Origin of the sequence: Rhizobium sp. BE258 (assembly GCF_031457345.1) — a bacterium.
Taxonomy (GTDB): Bacteria; Pseudomonadota; Alphaproteobacteria; order Rhizobiales; family Rhizobiaceae; genus Rhizobium.
Genome location: NZ_JAVDWL010000006.1, coordinates 194,969 through 212,004, shown reverse-complemented (window position 1 = coordinate 212,004; position 17,036 = coordinate 194,969). Strand labels below are relative to the sequence as shown.

General features: G+C 58.0%; 13 protein-coding genes. 3 read left to right on the top strand and 10 right to left on the bottom strand.

The window, feature by feature from the left end:
• The first annotated feature begins 18 nt into the window (after window positions 1–18).
• The 3 genes from J2X43_RS21545 to J2X43_RS21535 all read left to right on the top strand — a co-directional run bounded on the left by J2X43_RS21545 (window position 19) and on the right by J2X43_RS21535 (window position 2,875).
• Window positions 19–792: a hypothetical protein gene (locus J2X43_RS21545; protein ID WP_310297067.1), complete on the top strand. Its 774-nt coding sequence runs from the start codon at window positions 19–21 to the stop codon at window positions 790–792.
• 153 nt (window positions 793–945) lie between these two features.
• Window positions 946–2,196 (top strand): hypothetical protein, encoded by a 1,251-nt coding sequence (locus J2X43_RS21540; RefSeq protein WP_310297064.1) that lies wholly within the window; start codon window positions 946–948, stop codon window positions 2,194–2,196.
• A 271-nt stretch (window positions 2,197–2,467) separates the two neighbouring features.
• Window positions 2,468–2,875: a hypothetical protein gene (locus tag J2X43_RS21535; protein WP_310297061.1), complete on the top strand. Its 408-nt coding sequence runs from the start codon at window positions 2,468–2,470 to the stop codon at window positions 2,873–2,875.
• A 373-nt stretch (window positions 2,876–3,248) separates the two neighbouring features.
• Here the strand turns inward: J2X43_RS21535 and J2X43_RS21530 are convergent, their stop codons facing one another.
• The 10 genes from J2X43_RS21530 to J2X43_RS21485 form a co-directional block, all read right to left on the bottom strand.
• The gene (locus J2X43_RS21530; protein ID WP_310297058.1) at window positions 3,249–4,850 is read right to left on the bottom strand and encodes a hypothetical protein; all 1,602 of its coding nucleotides are present in this window, start codon (window positions 4,848–4,850) and stop codon (window positions 3,249–3,251) included.
• A gap of 159 nt (window positions 4,851–5,009) precedes the next feature.
• On the bottom strand, window positions 5,010–5,501 hold the full coding sequence (locus J2X43_RS21525) for a hypothetical protein (protein ID WP_310297054.1): 492 nt from the start codon (window positions 5,499–5,501) through the stop codon (window positions 5,010–5,012).
• Window positions 5,498–6,193, bottom strand: coding sequence for a hypothetical protein (locus J2X43_RS21520; RefSeq protein ID WP_310297051.1), 696 nt, complete (start codon window positions 6,191–6,193; stop codon window positions 5,498–5,500). The genes J2X43_RS21525 and J2X43_RS21520 overlap by 4 nt, the downstream gene beginning before the upstream one ends.
• Window positions 6,190–6,834 carry an HK97 family phage prohead protease gene (locus tag J2X43_RS21515; RefSeq protein ID WP_310297049.1) on the bottom strand — a complete coding sequence of 215 codons (645 nt, stop codon included), beginning with the start codon at window positions 6,832–6,834 and terminating at the stop codon, window positions 6,190–6,192. Before J2X43_RS21515 ends, J2X43_RS21520 begins: the two co-directional genes overlap by 4 nt.
• Window positions 6,831–7,088: a hypothetical protein gene (locus J2X43_RS21510; protein ID WP_310297046.1), complete on the bottom strand. Its 258-nt coding sequence runs from the start codon at window positions 7,086–7,088 to the stop codon at window positions 6,831–6,833. Before J2X43_RS21510 ends, J2X43_RS21515 begins: the two co-directional genes overlap by 4 nt.
• Window positions 7,085–7,477: a hypothetical protein gene (locus J2X43_RS21505; RefSeq protein WP_310297043.1), complete on the bottom strand. Its 393-nt coding sequence runs from the start codon at window positions 7,475–7,477 to the stop codon at window positions 7,085–7,087. The genes J2X43_RS21510 and J2X43_RS21505 overlap by 4 nt, the downstream gene beginning before the upstream one ends.
• A 45-nt stretch (window positions 7,478–7,522) precedes the next feature.
• On the bottom strand, window positions 7,523–7,894 hold the full coding sequence (locus J2X43_RS21500) for a hypothetical protein (RefSeq protein ID WP_310297040.1): 372 nt from the start codon (window positions 7,892–7,894) through the stop codon (window positions 7,523–7,525).
• 192 nt (window positions 7,895–8,086) lie between these two features.
• Window positions 8,087–8,368, bottom strand: coding sequence for a hypothetical protein (locus tag J2X43_RS21495; protein ID WP_310297037.1), 282 nt, complete (start codon window positions 8,366–8,368; stop codon window positions 8,087–8,089).
• A gap of 114 nt (window positions 8,369–8,482) precedes the next feature.
• Window positions 8,483–9,421: a hypothetical protein gene (locus J2X43_RS21490; RefSeq protein ID WP_310297034.1), complete on the bottom strand. Its 939-nt coding sequence runs from the start codon at window positions 9,419–9,421 to the stop codon at window positions 8,483–8,485.
• Between the two features lie 911 nt (window positions 9,422–10,332).
• Complete coding sequence (locus J2X43_RS21485; protein WP_310297032.1) at window positions 10,333–16,620, bottom strand: hypothetical protein; 6,288 nt, start codon at window positions 16,618–16,620, stop codon at window positions 10,333–10,335.
• Window positions 16,621–17,036 lie beyond the last annotated feature (416 nt).

Genomic DNA, 17,036 nt, shown 5'->3' with positions numbered 1-17,036 from the left:
GCGAATCGTTAGCAACCAATGACATCAAGAGAAACCCTGCCAGTCATTAAAGATCCGCCGTCCGCAAAAGTCCGCGATGTCGCCATGGCATTTCTCGGGCTGGTGCCCGGCGTTTCAAGCTTTGCTCAGCTTATCGCCGGAGAGATATGGGAAGATCCTCGCGGTGCGGCGGTGAAGCAGTTTGCGGTGGATCTCGCCGAACGCTTGGTCGAACTCGAAAACCGGGCCGATATCGACCTGCCGGAAATTTTGGCGCGACCTGAGACCCGTCCTCTCCTTATCCATGCTTTCGAAGCCGCTAACAAATCTCTTGGGGATCGAAAAATGGAGGCTCTTAAGAACGCCGCGGCTCAAGGGATTTTTGAACGAGGCTATGCGTTTGATCTATCGGTCATGGTGTTCTCGCTGCTCGACCGACTTACCGAAGGTCACTTGAATATCCTACGTGCAACTCAGCATTTTAATCACCAATACCGTGGGCACGCCTGGCCTAGTGTTTCCGATCTTTCGATCCACGATGTTCCTGTATCTGTGACCGCGGAAGGAATGAGGGAGCCAGTTGAGACCATTTTCAACGGCGGTGGCTTCTCGGACAACTTTCTAGTGCGCGTAAATAGAATGCTGATCGACGATTTGCTCAATATGGGCCTGCTCAAATCTGTGGGGGGCCAAGCAACAGGGATTGTTAGCTTCTCGTCGACTGGTCCCACCAATGTTCCCTACTCCGTCCAGTTCACTGAGAAGGGGAGGCTGGTCTATGAGCACATTTTCCCAACTGATCCCGATCTCTGAAGCTGCAGGCCGCTGGAGAAAACGATGCCAGGCGTGATGCTTACTAACTATCCGGCAGTGGCGAAGACATGAAAATTGTGCACAACTGTAAAATGTACGTGACTGCGGATTTCTGCGCGATCATTTTCCCGTTGGGCAAGGGGAAATACAAAGATGACTGACAGAATTCAGCAGGTTGTTGATGCTCTGAACGCACTGGCTAAGGCAGTTGAGGACCAGGGCGCACCCCACGGCGGAAAAACCATGCGGGAGTTGTTTGGCTGGAACTGCCCTCCGCTCAACGCCAATCAGCTAGGATCAATGGCAAGACTACTCGCCGGCAAGATTAGCAAGATCCCCGATGAGAATCTGAACACCAAGTTCGCACCTGCCACGGTAACTGCACGGATAGATGATTTTGCAGGGCACATCTTGCCATATCTCTGGAATGGGAACGGTAACGGCGCCGCTCCCCAATACTTCAGCCTCTTGCAGTGGATCGACCTTGTTTTCGAACCGGTTTATGAAGTGCAAACGGATTGGGAAAAGCTTGCAGCTGATGGCATGCTTCCCAAGAAAGTTACCAGCAAGCTGCGAACGTATAAATCGCAGATCACGCGGCTTGATGTTGATTTCGATAAGCTGACTGAGAAAATCACCTACATAAACCAGGCCCATGACGCTGCAGAAGCGCTTCCAACCGACCTTGAGACGCTACGGGCAGCGAACGACGAAATCGCTGAGGCGAAGGCGGCAGCGGAACGGAACAGAATTCTTTCCGAAGCTGCGCATGTGGAGATCGGCGAGCTTCTCGCTCTCATCAAAAACAGCGAATTTGAAGCAAGACAATTGGTCAAGAACACAGAAGACGCCTACAGCGCGGCTACGACACGCGGCCTTGGCGAATCTTTCCAGAAACGCGCAGATCGGCTGGCATCATCGATGTGGACGTGGGTCGCGGGCCTTGTACTGGCACTTGGCATGGGCGCAATAGTTGGTCACTACAGAGTTGGCGCCCTCCAGGACCTGTTGATGAAAAATGCGGGATCAGGAGCGGTTACCCTGAGCACACTCCTCGCCGTTATCAGTGTCGCCGCGCCAGTCTGGTTCGCCTGGATCGCGACCAAGCAGATCGGTCACAGGTTTAGGCTCTCGGAGGACTACGCTTTTAAAGCCTCAGTGGCACAAGCTTACGAAGGTTACCGTCGCGAGGCTGCAAGGGTCGATGCCGATTTCGCCAAAAGGCTCTTCGGTTCTACGCTCGACCGCCTCGACGAGGCACCTATCCGATTCGTCGAGCACGAGACTTTTGGGTCCCCTTGGCATGAGATCGTAAAAATGCGTTACGGAGCAAAAGCCAAAACCCCACCTGAGCAGCGTAAAAATGCAAGCGACTCATCGGCGACGGCGCTTGAGTCGGAATGATATCCTGTCGCGATTTGCCGCTAAGATAGGAAATGAGCCGCGGGAGCTTCCGCCAGGCAGATATCGAGCGGCTTCTACGCGCCGCGCGAAACGAGGTGGAACAGCTCCCCGCCCTTTTTTTGAGAAGTCGCCAACTTGGCGAACCCTCAGCAAACGACAGCTTGTCGCCCGCTGCTGTCGAATCGCCAACATGGCGAAACGGGTGGCAAATCTCAGATCGCTAAAGGTGGCTAATTTCGCCACCGACTGACAGCACACGAGAGAGATCTCAATGAAAACCTACACCGTTTCTCTTCCAATTTGGCTATCAAGGGTAATTCAATACATACATCCGGCCGGACGGCCGTCATCGTTCTATCGAGAGGCGGCACGATCTGCGATCAAAGAGCTTGTGTTTGTCACTGAGATTTTAGCGGTAAGCGCAGCCGCTATAGCGGCGGGGATTCTGGCGCATAGCGAGCTGTTGAAACAGGGTGGCATAGCGCTTGTAATTATTTCGCTAGTTTATGTGCAACTTTTCTTGCCGCTGAGTTGGCCGGGGCAGAAACCTTCTTGGACGTACTTTTGCATCAACGTCGCTTATCAGATTATCAAGATGGCCGTGATCGTTGGGTTGTCCATAGTTTTTCCGGCTTGGGTGATGGGGCTCGTGGAAACCGCGCTGCAGCTGTCGCCCTGATCAGCAAACCACAGCTTGTCCCCCCGCTGCAGGCGACCCAGTCGCCAAAAAACGGGCGTGCAGATTTGCGGACCGGCATAAGGTGGCTGATTTCGCCACCAGCGGACAGATTGTCCGCGAGATCAAAGAATTCTCCGGCGTTGCGCGTCCTTCACCACGGCGATCATCTTAGCAGGCAGCTCTGCATCACGCCTTGCAGGCCTTGCCGCTATTGATCGCATCGAGGAGCGCCCTGGTTTCGCTTTATAGCCGCGGCGTTCACGATGAACTCGCCATCGGAGAGCATGGCCGGTATGCTGCCGCTGGTGGATGAGCCGGGACCGCGTATCTGGCCCCCTGTGGCCGCTTTGGCGGTGCCACCCTGAGCGAGGTGTCAAAACCAGTTTGGTCTCCATCGAGCAAGCAAGGCAAGGCTGAATGAGCGGGCAGATCGAAGCCAATTCCCCCGCTCTTGATGAGCTGCCATGTGGCCGCGCACCGCCGTAATTGCGGCGATTTCGGCTTCTGAACCAACAACGCGTGCACCGTCTTCACGAATGCAATTGACAAGCTCGGCCAGTTTCATTTGCTCAAAAGCATCGAGCAAAGGCTTTAACAACAAGTTCGCATCCCGCCCCATGTCAACACTTCTGGTTAAGTCATGTCCAACCAGCCGCAGTGCATGCATATACGCATTTCTCTGCACGTAAATTTTATCAAAACCCTCTAAGAGCTTCATCAGTGAGTTTTTTACCCAATCGTCCTGAACTTCAGAGAAGGTGCTCAGGAGGAGAGATCTAGATCTATCGTAACCAAACTTCTTGCTGGAAAGAACCCAAGCCCGCGCTTGCGCGTCAGACGCCACTATCCCTCCGACCATGCCTCGGCAAACCTGTTCGTAGAAGCCGTTCGCTACCGATATTGCTTCGAGTGTGAAGCCGCCGTCAATTAAGGCGCGCAGGCGGTTTGTTAACACGTCCAGCGGAAGACTATTCAGCTCCACCACTGGCTGCGCTACATCCCAACTGCCCGAGATGTTGAATGAATGAGGAGGCTGTTGGCCGAACTGCCAAAAATGATGGATGCCTTCTTCGTCACGAAGGAGACACAGGTGCTGTTGCTGAAGGTCCAATTCCTTGATGAACCCCACGGAGTCGCCACCAAATTCCTTATTGAATTCACGAGCCACGTTATTGGCTACATCTATCGCCGCCCTCCGCAAGAACATAGGAGCAAGGGCGAGCAATGTCCGCATGTCAGGACTGTCACCTACTCGACCGTATCGAACCAAATCGTACTGGAGTCGATCTTCAATTGACGAGTGAAATGGGCCAAACCCGACCCTATGCTCCGACCGATAAAGAGCCCATAGATCCTTTACTGAAAACTCCACCTCCAACAGTCCTTGCTGAAGGGGCGGGACTAGATCGGGAAGAGGGTGGGTTTCAAGTCCCAACCAGGACAGCGCCGCCACCATGGGATTTTGAGGATTATCGGGATGGTTTGAAAGACGAATGCCAACGCTTGTCCAAAATGAATCTTCATCTGAACGATAACGCCAGTCGGTGTAGAGAGGTCCCGCAAGATGAGGCCACGGTCGCGGGAAGAAGAGGCAAAGCTTCAGATGGGAGCATTGAGGAAGGATTGCCTTGGGGGCAATTCCCCGATCCTCTAAAGTCCGTGACGCGATCGCAGCGTCCAGCAACTGCCGTAACGTATTCTGACTATCAGCGGGAACGAAGCCAAGGTTGGTGTCATGCCCTGTTACCGCGCCACCCCTACCGTTGACGGTGGAAAAGAAAGTGAACTCTGGCTCTCTTATTTCACAGACACCCCGTTCAATCTTGTCGAGAAGATCTCGGTAGTGCCGGTTGCCCGCATCGAGGGGAACCAGTGTCTGGGTATTGTTAACTGGATCAAGGAGGTTGTAACCAATCACCGCGCCTTGCCAATTATAGGCCTTCACTACGAAACGAATGTTATCCAATTCTCCCAACATCAATCCCCAAGTTTACCCCACTTAGGGAAATACACCGCGCACTACTAATCGCAAGTACATTTCCAATGCGGAAGTGGATAGCTTCCACCTCCACTCCCAGCGTCAGGATCGCGATCTTTCGCTGCGCTTTCTCTGATGATGCATTGCGATCTCCTCTCAGCATGACGTTGGAAGGCGGAAGACGCCCGTAGAGAAAGATCGCCCCGCGGTAATTCCCGCGCCAATGAGGCCCGTAAGCGCGCCGGCCGCTGCCGATCCTGAGGCTATGCCGAGACCGGCCAAAAGCGGACCAGCAAGAAGGGGAGCAAGGAAAAGCGCCGCGATCGACACCACAACCGACAGGATCGACCGAAAGAAGCCTTTGCCGGGAACAGCCACGATATTGAGTGTCACGCCGGATTTGATGCGCACCCGCTTCCAGTTCTCGACCGGTATCGCGTGGCCGCTCATCGAGACGTACAGACGGGCAGTGTCGATACCGAACACCGCCCGGCATTGCTGAATGATCTCAACTACGGTAAGGCCAGGCGAAACGCGCAGGTGAAATCGCTCCTGGCGGATCGGCGACGGGCGCACCCAGATATCGACGCCTTCGCCAGGCGCGATGATTTCTCCGACGAGAGCAGCGCTTTTGATGATCTGGTTCATGCTGGCATCCTTTCCAAGGTGGGATCGATTGGCTTGCCAATTTCGTCGGGCCACCGGCAAAGCGTCCGGATCTCGACGCCATCGGCACTGATCGTCGCCAGCTCGCAATGGCCGCCAACGAGACGCAGGATCTTCCCGGTCTCGGGAACCACCTCAAGCTTCCGCCGGGCGATCTGCATAAGGGTTGCGCCGTGAAGAGGCGGGAAATCCGGCCGCACGATGTCCGGAGTGGTAATGCCTATCGCCGCAAGCTCGTCGAGCGTCACAGGCGGTCCTGCCTGCATATCGGAAGTACCCAGCGAAAAGAGGGCGAACGCCGGGAAGTCGTATCGGCCGTGGCAATGGATGAAGAAGTGGCACGGGCCGCCTGTCTCGGAAAAGGCAGCAAGCAGAAATTCAGCCTCGAAAGGATCGCTGCGCGCTTTCAGCCCCGCGAAGTAGTCGCCGATCGCTGCGAGGCAGGCATCCATGCCGCGGTTCGCCGAGTGCCGCTCGAAATAGGCCTCCATCTCGCCGACGATCTCGGCAATCCGCCCGGCGGGCCGTCCCCGGCATGCAATGACAAGCGGGAAGGTATCGGAGGCGAAAAGCTTGCGCCGGACGCCCGCCAGAGCACCATCGTCGTGGAAGAAACCGCCATCGGTCAGGACGTGCACGCGATCTGAGTAAACGAACGAATAGATTGCGCTCATTTTTCAACATTCCCAAGTCTCACAGCTGCCATAGCTTCTGTCAGTGAGCGACCCTCAAGAGGCCGCAGCTCAGTCATTGTCCCTCGAAATGCTGCAGCACGAACCAGCGAGACCTCCATCACGCGAGCGCGGGAAACGTAGCGAACCGATCGTTCATTCAGTTTTGAGGACAGGAATTTTGCGCCAATGCTGAGTGAGCGATATCCCGCCAAGTATCCCTCCAAGACTGCACGCCCGGCGGCGTCGGCATGAATATCGTAGGCCATATGAAGACCATTCGCAGCCTCGACCAAGCTGACGCGGGGAGCCAAGACCTTTGAAAAGGAATGGTCGTGCAACAACGGCACCTCGGCCTCCGGCTGAAAGCAACCCTTTGCATATTCCGTCGCACCCCACCCCTTCAAGTCGGCGACCTGATGATAAGCCGTGGCTAGTCCAACGAGACGAAGTAGCGCTGGCGGGCCATCTAGAAGCCGACGTATCGCGGCAAATCGCGTCGTTCGTTCGTTATTTGCCTGCGGTCGCTCCTCAATGCGGGTTACCTTTGCAGGCGCGCGAACCGAGGAATAGATGAAGGCACTTCTAGGTGGCTGGTATGTCCAGGAACCGCCAGGCTCGACAGCGGTGATAAGATCACTCATGGGCGAATTTCTCTGGGCAGGCGGTCGAGGCTGATGTAACCGCGCTGCGCGGACGCTGTGAGCCAGAGCGAAAATTGTGAGCCCTTTTCGGCAACGCCGCCCGCGCGGATGCCCATTGGGTCGAGATCAGACCAAGCGACCTGAGCCCCATTCAGCCGCTGCGCCAGTCGCTGGTACTGAACCGCGAGATGCGACGCTTCAGCCATTTTCTCAGACAATTCGCACAGCAGCTGGCGAAGGTCCGGCGCGATCATCTGGCAGATTTTCGCCGATGCATCGAGCCGGGCCTGCGAAATCCGGTGATGCAGAACGTTGATGGCATCCTGAAGATCCCGCGCCTCCCCGCGCAGCTTGGCGTTTCCTCCTCCAGCGGGAGTGGTGCGTCGTGTGCAGCAGTTTCGCCGAGGAGCGAGGCGACGCGGTCGTTTCGAATCTCGGGCTCTTTGTCGCGCCCCTGCATCTTCGACGCTTTTCGATCGCGAAGGATTTCATTGTTCTTTTGAATATTACCCTCGACAATTGACAAGCGACTGCTGAGGTTGGCGCGCTTTGCGATCAGGGAAGCGTAAGCCTCGGAAACTTCCTCCAACTGAGGAATTTCAGGCATTTTCCAAATGGCGGGTTTCGAGCTACTCGAAAACATTGCGATCGTCCTTCTGTTTGTCTGGACGGAAGATCGCGCCAAAAATCATCCACTAAAACTATTTCGTGGATCAATCTTTTCATCTGCGCGCATTTTTCTTCTTAGCCTTTCGGCGATCGAACGGATGCCATCTCCATCAGAAACCGTCGCGGCGACCTTCCGGAGGGCTTGGTTGAGTGATTTTGCCTTTCCCCGTTGGAGGAGCCACCGCGCCTCTTCGATCAAGCCCTCGTCATTGATCACGGGCCGTCCGCCAGGCTGTTGATAGAGCGCATTCGCCGCGCGCACGAAGGCCATTTCGCCAGTCTGGGCGGCGAGCGATCGAAGCATCTCGTCAAGCACTTCGAGAGCCTCAGCAAGGGCGCCTGCCTTGAACCGAAATTGAGGCTGGTTTTCATTTGTACCGTTCGCGCCCATCGTCCGTCCTGGTTAGAAAAGAAATGCCGATTTTAGAGTTCAACGCTCGATAGCGCTCGCTTTAAGTAATTGTATCCATTGACTATTCATCCTTGAACGTCACGCAACGGCGTCTACGACGAGCCACAAAATCCTCGTGGCAGAAAAAAACCTCCGAATGAGAGGGGTGCGGGTGTACAGGGATCGACCCCTCTAGACTTTTGACCCGCCCCCTCCCTCGATGATGGTCAGGCTTGGCCGCATGTCTTCGGCGTCGTCGAGGTGCGGATCTGGCGCGTCGTAGTCCTCGATCGAGTTGGCAATGCACCTGAACACGGTGGCGGCATGCTCGCGGCCAACCTCTTCAATCGTCATCTCTTGCGCACGGATTGATAGCGCCACACGCAGCTGCTGAGCGGTTACACCCTCGGCTAGTAGCCTCGCGCACAGCTCAGCCACCTCGGCACGTGCGTAGTCCCAATTCTGGTTCACCATGATCCTGAGCGCTCCTCGCGCTGTTTCTGGCTGTCGTGATAGGCCTTGCTGACCGTCTGGATATTGTTCTTGTCCCAGAACAATGCCGGGTCTCCGCGGTGAGGGATGACGTGGTCAGCTACTGGACTGTTGGGCGCCGGGTGCTTGCCGATGCAGAGAACGCCGGTCTTCTGGCAAATGAGATGATCTCGGATGATCACCTCCTCCCGCAGCTTCTTCCAGGCTCTGGTGTTGTAGAGCGCTCTGCCAGCATCTTCCTGATCTCTGCGCCGGGTACGCTGCGCTTCCGCTTCCTTCCTTGACGCTGGCGCGGTCGGTGCGCCTGATAGCCGAGGCGCTATCGTCTTCAGCCGGGGTGGAAGTGATCTCAGTCTGCCCATTGTCGTCAGCCTCTTCTGCTGCGTTGCAACCACTAGGTGAGGCGCTTGCCCCCTCCTTCCTCGAAAGCCCTTTGCGACCTGTCCACTTGCTAAAAGAGAGAGAGTTTTTATCTGCAGTCTCTGAAGGGTGTAGGCGTTTGAACCCTATCGCTCGACTGATCCAGCCGAGCCACAAGTCGCAAATGACCTTGATGATGTTGGTTAGGTTCTTGCCGCCTTCCTGAGGGCGTTCGCGCACGCTGATGTGTGCAAGCTCCTTCGAGCGGGCCTTGCGGATGGCGTTTTGAACGGAGGTGCGGCTCACGCCCGATAGGCGCGAAATCTCATCGATGCAAAGGGCGCAGTAGCCTTGCTTCTTGAACTGGTCGCCGATGACAGCCAGGGCGGCGCATTCCGCCTCCGTGTAACACTCTCGCACCTTGTCCGGCATGTTACCGCCGCGCGCCCATCTGCGGCGCCGGCACAAATCCTTGTGCCGCTCCTCGGTCATTGGCCTGGTGCGGCGAGCTGCTTTGACGACGCGATCAACGGCACCAGTTGCCGCCTGCTTCAGGTGAGCTTGCGTTGCGGCGCGAGTGCCCTGCCCGCTCGCATAGTAGCCGTCGCGACGAGGATCTGCGCCGAAGCGGCCGAGGGTGCGCAATAGCGCGGCTGATACCGGATATTCGCTCATTGCGCTGCCACCTTCGGGAAGCGGAGCGCGTGAGCACGTTTCGATGCAGTGACGGCATCATGAACGCTGATCCCATAGCGGGTCATCAATTCGAGGACAGGATTACCCTTGACGAGGTCCGAGTGCGCGCTGAACCAAAGGGCAGCCTCGCTAATAAGGGCCTCGTTGTCGCCCAAACTTTGCCCAAGATTAGGACCGTTGTGTGCGGCATTTGCTTGGTTATCGCTGTTGCTTTCAGCGGATCTATCCCGTAAATCCGGGGTAGCTACCGTGTTGACATCGTAGGGGTCACAGGTTCAATCCCTGTCACGCCCACCATCCGATCCTCTTGATTTATTACAGGATTTTCACCAAGCCGCTGATTGGTGATTTTAGCTTCCCTCAAAGCCGGCTAAGTTTTCTCACAAAATCTCCCACGCCGCAGCCTTCTGCAGGACTGCCATTTCCCGCGTCTGCCGCGAGCGACCGCAGGGGAAACTGCGGTATGGTTCTCAGTCGAATTAAGAAGCATGCCCTGAAATACGCCATGGCGATCGCTGCTATTTGCTCGACCCAATCTTTGACACAAGCGAAAGCCTCTAGAGAACCTTCACGACGCGCTCGCTGATGCAGCCAGGGGCGCACAGCACAAGACTATCATCTCTCGCCCTAGGCCCTCTCTGGGCCTTTTATGGCCGTTGAAAAATCGGAATGACCCGGCCCGGCCGGCGGCACACTTCCTTCACATAAAACAGCCGACGCGAATCGGACGGCAATGATGATTCGCGGCATGGTCTCGGAGCGAACTGGCGGCAGCTTGTTGCCCTGCGCGAGGACCAGGTAGGCCGGAAAATGAAAAGGGCCCGCAAAGCTGCGGGCCCGATTGCGTTAAGCCGGTGAAGCGTGGCCGACAGGCCACCCTCCCCTGTGTCTTAGGCTGCGTTGTAGGCGGCCACGACAGCTGCCAGCTGATCGTCGTTCATTGCCTGGATCTGCGGAGTGGTGAAGGCGTTGGCGTGATCCTTGTCCAAAGCCGTGATGTCGTCCGCAGACAGTCCCTTGATCGCGCTGACGTCGATTGCGGCGATCTCGTCGACCGAGAACTTCGCGACCCCTTCCGGCGCCATGGCGCCGATCTGTGCAGCGTTCAGCTTTGCGGTCTGCGACAGCGTGATCCCTTCGATCTGAGCGGTGCTCATCGAGGTGATCTGCGTTGCCTTGAGACCGGTGATCGCCGTGTCGCTGAGCTTGCCGATCTGAGCCGCGGAGAGACCCGCGATCTGATCGTTGCTCAGTGCGCCAACCTGGGCAGCGGAGAGTGCACCGAGCTGGTCGTCGGTGAACTTGCCGAGCTGGGCAGCCTTGAAGCCGGCGATCTGCTGTGTCGTGATCGACTTGATCTGATCAGCGCTCAGCTTGCCAATCTGGCTGTCGCTGAGAACACCGATCGCGTCGGTCTTCAGACCACCGATCGACTTGGTGCCAATCGCGGCAACCGCGTCGTCCGTCAGTTTGGTGACGTTCGTGGCGCTGAAGCCAGCGACCTGCAGAGCAGTCAGGAGACCTGCCTGGCCTGTGGTGATGCCGGCAACCTGATCGGCGCTCATCGCCGTGATCTGGCTTGCCTTCAGGCCCGCTACAGCCGCGTTGCTGAGCTTGCCGATCTGACCGGCAGAGAGACCGCCAATCTGGTCGTTGGTCAGTGCACCAACCTGAGCGGCGGAAAGTGCGCCGATCTGGTCGTCACTGAACTTGCCGAGCTGAGCTGCCGTGAAGCTGGCAACCTGCGTCGACAGCAGACCGGAGATCTGGTCCGCGCTGAGCTTGCCGATCTGGCTATCGCTGAGAGCGGCAATGGCATCGGCCTTCAGACCGTTGATCGACTTCGCCGTGATCGCCCCGATGTCGTCATCGGAGAACTTCTTGATGTCGTCAGCGCTCAGGGCACCGACCTGGGCTGCAGTCAGCACAGCGGCCTGGGACGTGCTGACGCCTTCGAGCTGTACGTCGGTCATGCCGCTGATCTGGGTTGCCTTCAGACCACCCACTGCAGCGTTGCTGAGCTTGCCGATCTGGGCAGCCGAGAGACCGGCGATCTGCGTGTCGGAGAGTGCGCCGACCTGAGCAGCCGTCAGAGCACCCATCTGATCGTCGGTGAACTTGCCGAGCTGGCCAGCCGTGAAGCCGGCGATCTGCTGCGTTGTCACAGCCTTGATCTGATCGGCGCTGAGCTTGCCGATCTGGCTGTCGCTGAGAACAGCGATCGCTTCGTTCTTCAGGCCAGGGATCGCCTTGGCGGTCAGGCCGGCTACTGCGTTGTCGGTCAGCTTCGTCACGTTCGTGGCGCTGAAGCCACCAACCTGCGCAGCTGTCAGCAGAGCACTCTGGTCAGCAGTGATGCCGGCAACCTGATCGGCGCTCATCGCCGTGATCTGCGTTGCCTTGAGGCCGGTGACTGCCGTGTTGCTGATCTTGCCGATCTGACCGGCCGAGAGGCCACCGATCTGCGTATCGGTCAGCGCGCCGACCTGAGTTGCGGAGAGCGCACCGATCTGGTCATCGGTGAACTTGCCGAGCTGCGTGGCAGTGAAGCCGCTGACCTGCTTAGGCGTCATCGCCTTGAGCTGGTCGGTACTGAGCTTGCCGACCTGGCTTTCGCTGAGGACAGCGATCGCGTCGTTCGTCAGGCTCGGGACCGCCTTGGTCGTCAGGCCAGCAACCGCATCATCGGTCAGCTTGGTAACGTTCGTGGCAGTGAAGCCAGCAACCTGTGCACCGGTCAGAAGAGCGCTCTGGCCTGCGGTAATGCCAGCAACCTGATCGGCGGTCATCGCCGTGATCTGGCTTGCCTTGAGGCCGGTGACGGCTGTGTTGCTAAGCTTGCCGATCTGACCGGCGGAAAGACCACCGATCTGGTCGTTGGTCAGTGCACCAACCTGAGCGGCGGAGAGTGCGCCGATCTGGTCGTCGGTGAACTTGCCAAGCTGAGCAGCCGTGAAGCTCGCAACCTGTGTCGACAGCAGACCGGAGATCTGGCCGGTCGTCAACTTGCCGATCTGGCTTTCGGTAAGGGCAGCGATTGCCTCGTTCTTCAGGCCGTTGATCGACTTTACACCAATCGCTCCGATTTCGTCGTCGGAGAACTTCTTGATGTCATCGGCACTCAGAGCACCGACCTGGGCCGCCGTCAGTGCGCCAGCCTGAGCAACACTCAGACCTTCAAGCTGCGTGTCAGACATGCCGCTGATCTGCGTTGCCTTCAGACCGCCGACTGCGGCGTTGCTGAGCTTGCCAATCTGAGCAGCCGAGAGACCGACGATCTGCGTGTCGGAGAGAGAACCGACTTGGGCTGCCGTCAGAGCACCCATCTGATCGTCGGTGAACTTGCCGAGCTGGCCAGCCGTGAAGGCGGTAACCTGCTTCGGCGTCATCACCTTGATCTGGTCGGCGCTGAGCTTGCCGATCTGGCTGTCGCTGAGGACAGCGATCGCTTCGTTGGTAAGACCACCAATCGCCTTGGCGGATATCCCGGCAACAGCATCGTCGGTCAGCTTCGTCACGTTCGTGGCGCTGAAGCCTGCGACCTGGGCAGTGTTCAGCAGAGCGCTCTGACCTGCGGTGATACCGGCAACCTGATCGGCGGTCATCGCCGTGATCTGGCTTGCCTTCAGACCAGCAACAGCAGCATTGCTGAGCTTGCCGATCTGACCGGCGGTCAGGCCACCAATCTGGTCGTTGGTGAGCGAGCCGACCTGGGCAGCCGACAATGCACCGATCTGGTCGTCGGTGAACTTTGCAAGCTGGCCAGACGTGAAGGCAGTGATCTGCTTGGTCGTGACCTGCTTGAGCTGGTCCGTGCTGAGCTTGCCAACCTGGCTTTCGCTGAGGACGGCGATGGCTTCATTCTTCAGGCCAGGGATTGCCTTGGCGGTCAGGCCAGCAACCGCATCGTCGGTCAGCTTCGTCACGTTCGTGGCGCTGAAGCCCGCAACCTGAGCAGCCGTCAGCAGAGCGCTCTGGCCTGCGGTGATACCGGCAACCTGGTCTGCAGTCATCGCCGTGATCTGCGTGGCCTTGAGGCCAGCGACAGCAGCGTTGCTGAGCTTGCCGATCTGACCGGCAGTCAGACCACCAATCTGGTCGTTGGTGAGCGCGCCGACCTGAGCAGCCGACAATGCGCCGATCTGATCATCGGTGAATTTGGCAAGCTGGCCAGACGTGAAGGCAGTGATCTGCTTGGTGGTGACCTGCTTGAGCTGGTCGGCGCTGAGCTTGCCAACCTGGCTTTCGCTGAGGACAGCGATTGCTTCGTTCTTCAGGCCAGGAACCGCCTTGGTGCTGAGACCCGCAACTGCATCGTCCGTCAGCTTGGTGATGTTCGTGGCGCTGAAGCCTGCGGCCTGCACAACTGTCAACAGAGCGCTCTGACCTGCAGTGATACCGGCAACCTGATCGGCGGTCATCGCCGTGATCTGGCTTGCCTTCAGACCAGCAACAGCAGCATTGCTGAGCTTGCCGATCTGACCGGCGGTCAGGCCACCAATCTGGTCGTTGGTCAGCGAGCCGACCTGGGCAGCCGACAATGCGCCGATCTGATCATCGGTGAATTTGGCAAGCTGGCCAGACGTGAAGGCAGTGATCTGCTTGGTGGTAACCTGCTTGAGCTGGTCGGTGCTGAGCTTGCCGACCTGGCTTTCGGTGAGAGCGGCAATTGCCTCATTGCTCAGACCGGGGATCGCCTTCGGGCTGAGGGCAGCGATTTCATCATCGGAGAACTTCTTGATGTCATCGGCACTCAGAGCACCGACCTGGGCCGCCGTCAGTGCACCAGCCTGAGCAACGCTCAGACCTTCGAGCTGCGTGTCGCTCATGCCGCTGATCTGCGATGCCTTCAGACCGCCGACAGCAGCGTTGCTGAGCTTGCCGATCTGAGCAGCCGAGAGACCGACGATCTGCGTGTCGGAGAGAGAGCCGACCTGGGCTGCCGTCAGAGCACCCATCTGATCGTCGGTGAACTTGCCAAGCTGGCCAGCCGTGAAGGCGGTAACCTGCTTCGGCGTCATTACCTTGATCTGGTCGGCGCTGAGCTTGCCGATCTGGCTTTCGCTGAGGACGGCGATCGCTTCGTTCTTCAGGCTCGGGAGAGCCTTCGTTGTCAGGCCAGCAACCGCGTCGTCGGTCAGCTTGATGATGTTCGTGGCGCTGAAGCCAGCAACCTGCGCAGCCGTCAGCAGAGCGCTCTGGCCTGCGGTGATGCCGGCAACCTGATCGGCAGTCATCGCCGTGATCTGGCTTGCCTTCAGACCAGCGACAGCAGCATTGCTGAGCTTGCCGATCTGACCGGCAGTCAGGCCACCGATCTGGTCGTTGGTGAGTGCGCCGACCTGGGCAGCCGACAATGCGCCGATCTGATCATCGGTGAACTTGGCAAGCTGGCCAGACGTGAAGGCAGTGATCTGCTTGGTGGTAACCTGCTTGAGCTGGTCGGTGCTGAGCTTGCCGACCTGGCTTTCGGTAAGGGCAGCGATTGCCTCGTTCTTCAGGCCAGGGATTGCCTTGGGGCTGAGGGCAGCAATTTCGTCGTCGGAGAACTTCTTGATGTCATCGGCACTCAGAGCACCGACCTGGGCCGCCGTCAGTGCGCCAGCCTGAGCAACACTCAGACCTTCGAGCTGCGTGTCGCTCATGCCGCTGATCTGCGATGCCTTCAGACCGCCCACTGCAGCGTTGCTGAGCTTGCCGATCTGAGCAGCCGAGAGACCGGTGATCTGCGCGTCGGAGAGAGAACCAACCTGGGCTGCCGTCAGAGCACCCATCTGATCGTCGGTGAACTTACCGAGCTGGCCAGACGTGAAGGCAGTAACCTGCTTCGGCGTCATCACCTTGATCTGGTCGGCGCTGAGCTTGCCGATCTGGCTGTCGCTGAGAACAGCGATCGCCTCGTTCTTCAGGCTCGGGAGAGCCTTCGTGGTCAGGCCAGCAACCGCATCGTCGGTCAGCTTCGTCACGTTCGTGGCGCTGAAGCCCGCAACTTGCGCAGCCGTCAGCAGAGCGCTCTGGCCTGCGGTGATACCGGCTACCTGATCGGCGGTCATCGCCGTGATCTGCGTGGCCTTGAGACCGGCGACAGCGGCATTGCTGAGCTTGCCGATCTGACCGGCAGTCAGACCGCCGATCTGGTCGTTGGTGAGCGAGCCGACCTGGGCAGCCGACAATGCACCGATCTGATCGTCGGTGAACTTGGCAAGCTGGCCAGACGTGAAGGCGGTGATCTGCTTGGTCGTGACCTGCTTGAGCTGGTCGGCGCTGAGCTTGCCGACCTGGCTTTCGCTGAGCACGGCGATTGCTTCGTTCTTCAGACCAGGGATTGCCTTGGCGGCCAGACCAGCAACTGCATCGTCGGTCAGCTTGGTGATGTTCGTGGCGCTGAAGCCCGCAACCTGCGCGGCGCTCAGCAGAGCGCTCTGGCCTGCGGTGATGCCGGCAACCTGATCGGCAGTCATCGCCGTGATCTGCGTAGCCTTGAGACCGGCGACAGCGGCGTTGCTGAGCTTGCCGATCTGACCGGCGGTCAGGCCACCGATCTGGTCGTTGGTGAGTGCGCCGACCTGGGCTGCCGACAATGCGCCGATCTGATCATCGGTGAATTTGGCAAGCTGGCCAGACGTGAAGGCGGTGATCTGCTTGGTCGTGACCTGCTTGAGTTGGTCGGCGCTGAGCTTGCCGATCTGGTCATCGCTGAGCACGGCGATTGCTTCGTTCTTCAGGCCGCCGATTGCCTTTACGCCGATGGCGCCGACTTCGTCAGCCGAAAACTTTTTGATGTCGTCAGCGCTGATCGAGCCGATCTGCGTCGCGTTCAGGCCCTTGATCTGGTCGGCTGTAAGGCCTTCGATCTGATCCGGGGTAAGAGCAGCAATCTGCGTGGCGCTGAACGCCGCGATCTGGGCGTTTCCGAGAGCACCGATCTTCGTGGCATCGAGTGCGGCGAGCAGTTCCGGCTTCAGGCCTGCGATAGCGGTCGTCGAAATCGCGCCGAGCTGTGTGGAATCGAGCGCTTCGATATCTTCGGCCTCGAGGGCAGATATCTGGTCTTTGTTGAAAATCTTGAGCTGATCTGCGGAAAGCGTTGCGACATCCTCAGCCGAGAACGCCTTGATGGTCTTTGCAGACAGAGCTTTGATCTGGGTATTAGAAAGAGAGGAAACGATCGAGGTCATGAAATTGCCCTTGCACTGGCGTTAGCGGTGACGGTGTCTTTCGTCTCGCATCCGGGTAGCAAAAGCTGGCGCGCTCCAAGCCATAGCCGGAGGGTTCGCGCCGTGCACACTGCATGGCCGAGACGCATAGACAAAATATTTCGGAAGACATCGCTCGAGGGAGCTAATGTTTAGGACAAGGCATCATGCGCACGGTGCTTAAAGCAACCGTTTCCTAAACCTCGACATTCGACAGGACCAAACCCGAACATCGTTGAGCCTAGACGAAGGGATTCGTCATTGACCGAGGGAAGAATTATGCTGGAAGCACTAATTATAAGTTAATGTACCATTATTGCCGTTAAGTTATGTGCCGTTTCGAGATACAGGAAAGCGGAAAATCTGCCTTTATTCACGGCGCGGTCCCAGAACAGACA

Coding starts and splice junctions, on each gene's coding strand:
- J2X43_RS21545 (WP_310297067.1), top strand. CDS start 19: ATGACATCAAGAGAAACCCTGCCAGTCATTAAAGATCCGCCGTCCGCA.
- J2X43_RS21540 (WP_310297064.1), top strand. CDS start 946: ATGACTGACAGAATTCAGCAGGTTGTTGATGCTCTGAACGCACTGGCT.
- J2X43_RS21535 (WP_310297061.1), top strand. CDS start 2,468: ATGAAAACCTACACCGTTTCTCTTCCAATTTGGCTATCAAGGGTAATT.
- J2X43_RS21525 (WP_310297054.1), bottom strand. CDS start 5,501: ATGAACCAGATCATCAAAAGCGCTGCTCTCGTCGGAGAAATCATCGCG.
- J2X43_RS21520 (WP_310297051.1), bottom strand. CDS start 6,193: ATGAGCGCAATCTATTCGTTCGTTTACTCAGATCGCGTGCACGTCCTG.
- J2X43_RS21515 (WP_310297049.1), bottom strand. CDS start 6,834: ATGAGTGATCTTATCACCGCTGTCGAGCCTGGCGGTTCCTGGACATAC.
- J2X43_RS21510 (WP_310297046.1), bottom strand. CDS start 7,088: ATGATCGCGCCGGACCTTCGCCAGCTGCTGTGCGAATTGTCTGAGAAA.
- J2X43_RS21505 (WP_310297043.1), bottom strand. CDS start 7,477: ATGTTTTCGAGTAGCTCGAAACCCGCCATTTGGAAAATGCCTGAAATT.
- J2X43_RS21500 (WP_310297040.1), bottom strand. CDS start 7,894: ATGGGCGCGAACGGTACAAATGAAAACCAGCCTCAATTTCGGTTCAAG.
- J2X43_RS21495 (WP_310297037.1), bottom strand. CDS start 8,368: ATGGTGAACCAGAATTGGGACTACGCACGTGCCGAGGTGGCTGAGCTG.
- J2X43_RS21490 (WP_310297034.1), bottom strand. CDS start 9,421: ATGAGCGAATATCCGGTATCAGCCGCGCTATTGCGCACCCTCGGCCGC.
- J2X43_RS21485 (WP_310297032.1), bottom strand. CDS start 16,620: ATGACCTCGATCGTTTCCTCTCTTTCTAATACCCAGATCAAAGCTCTG.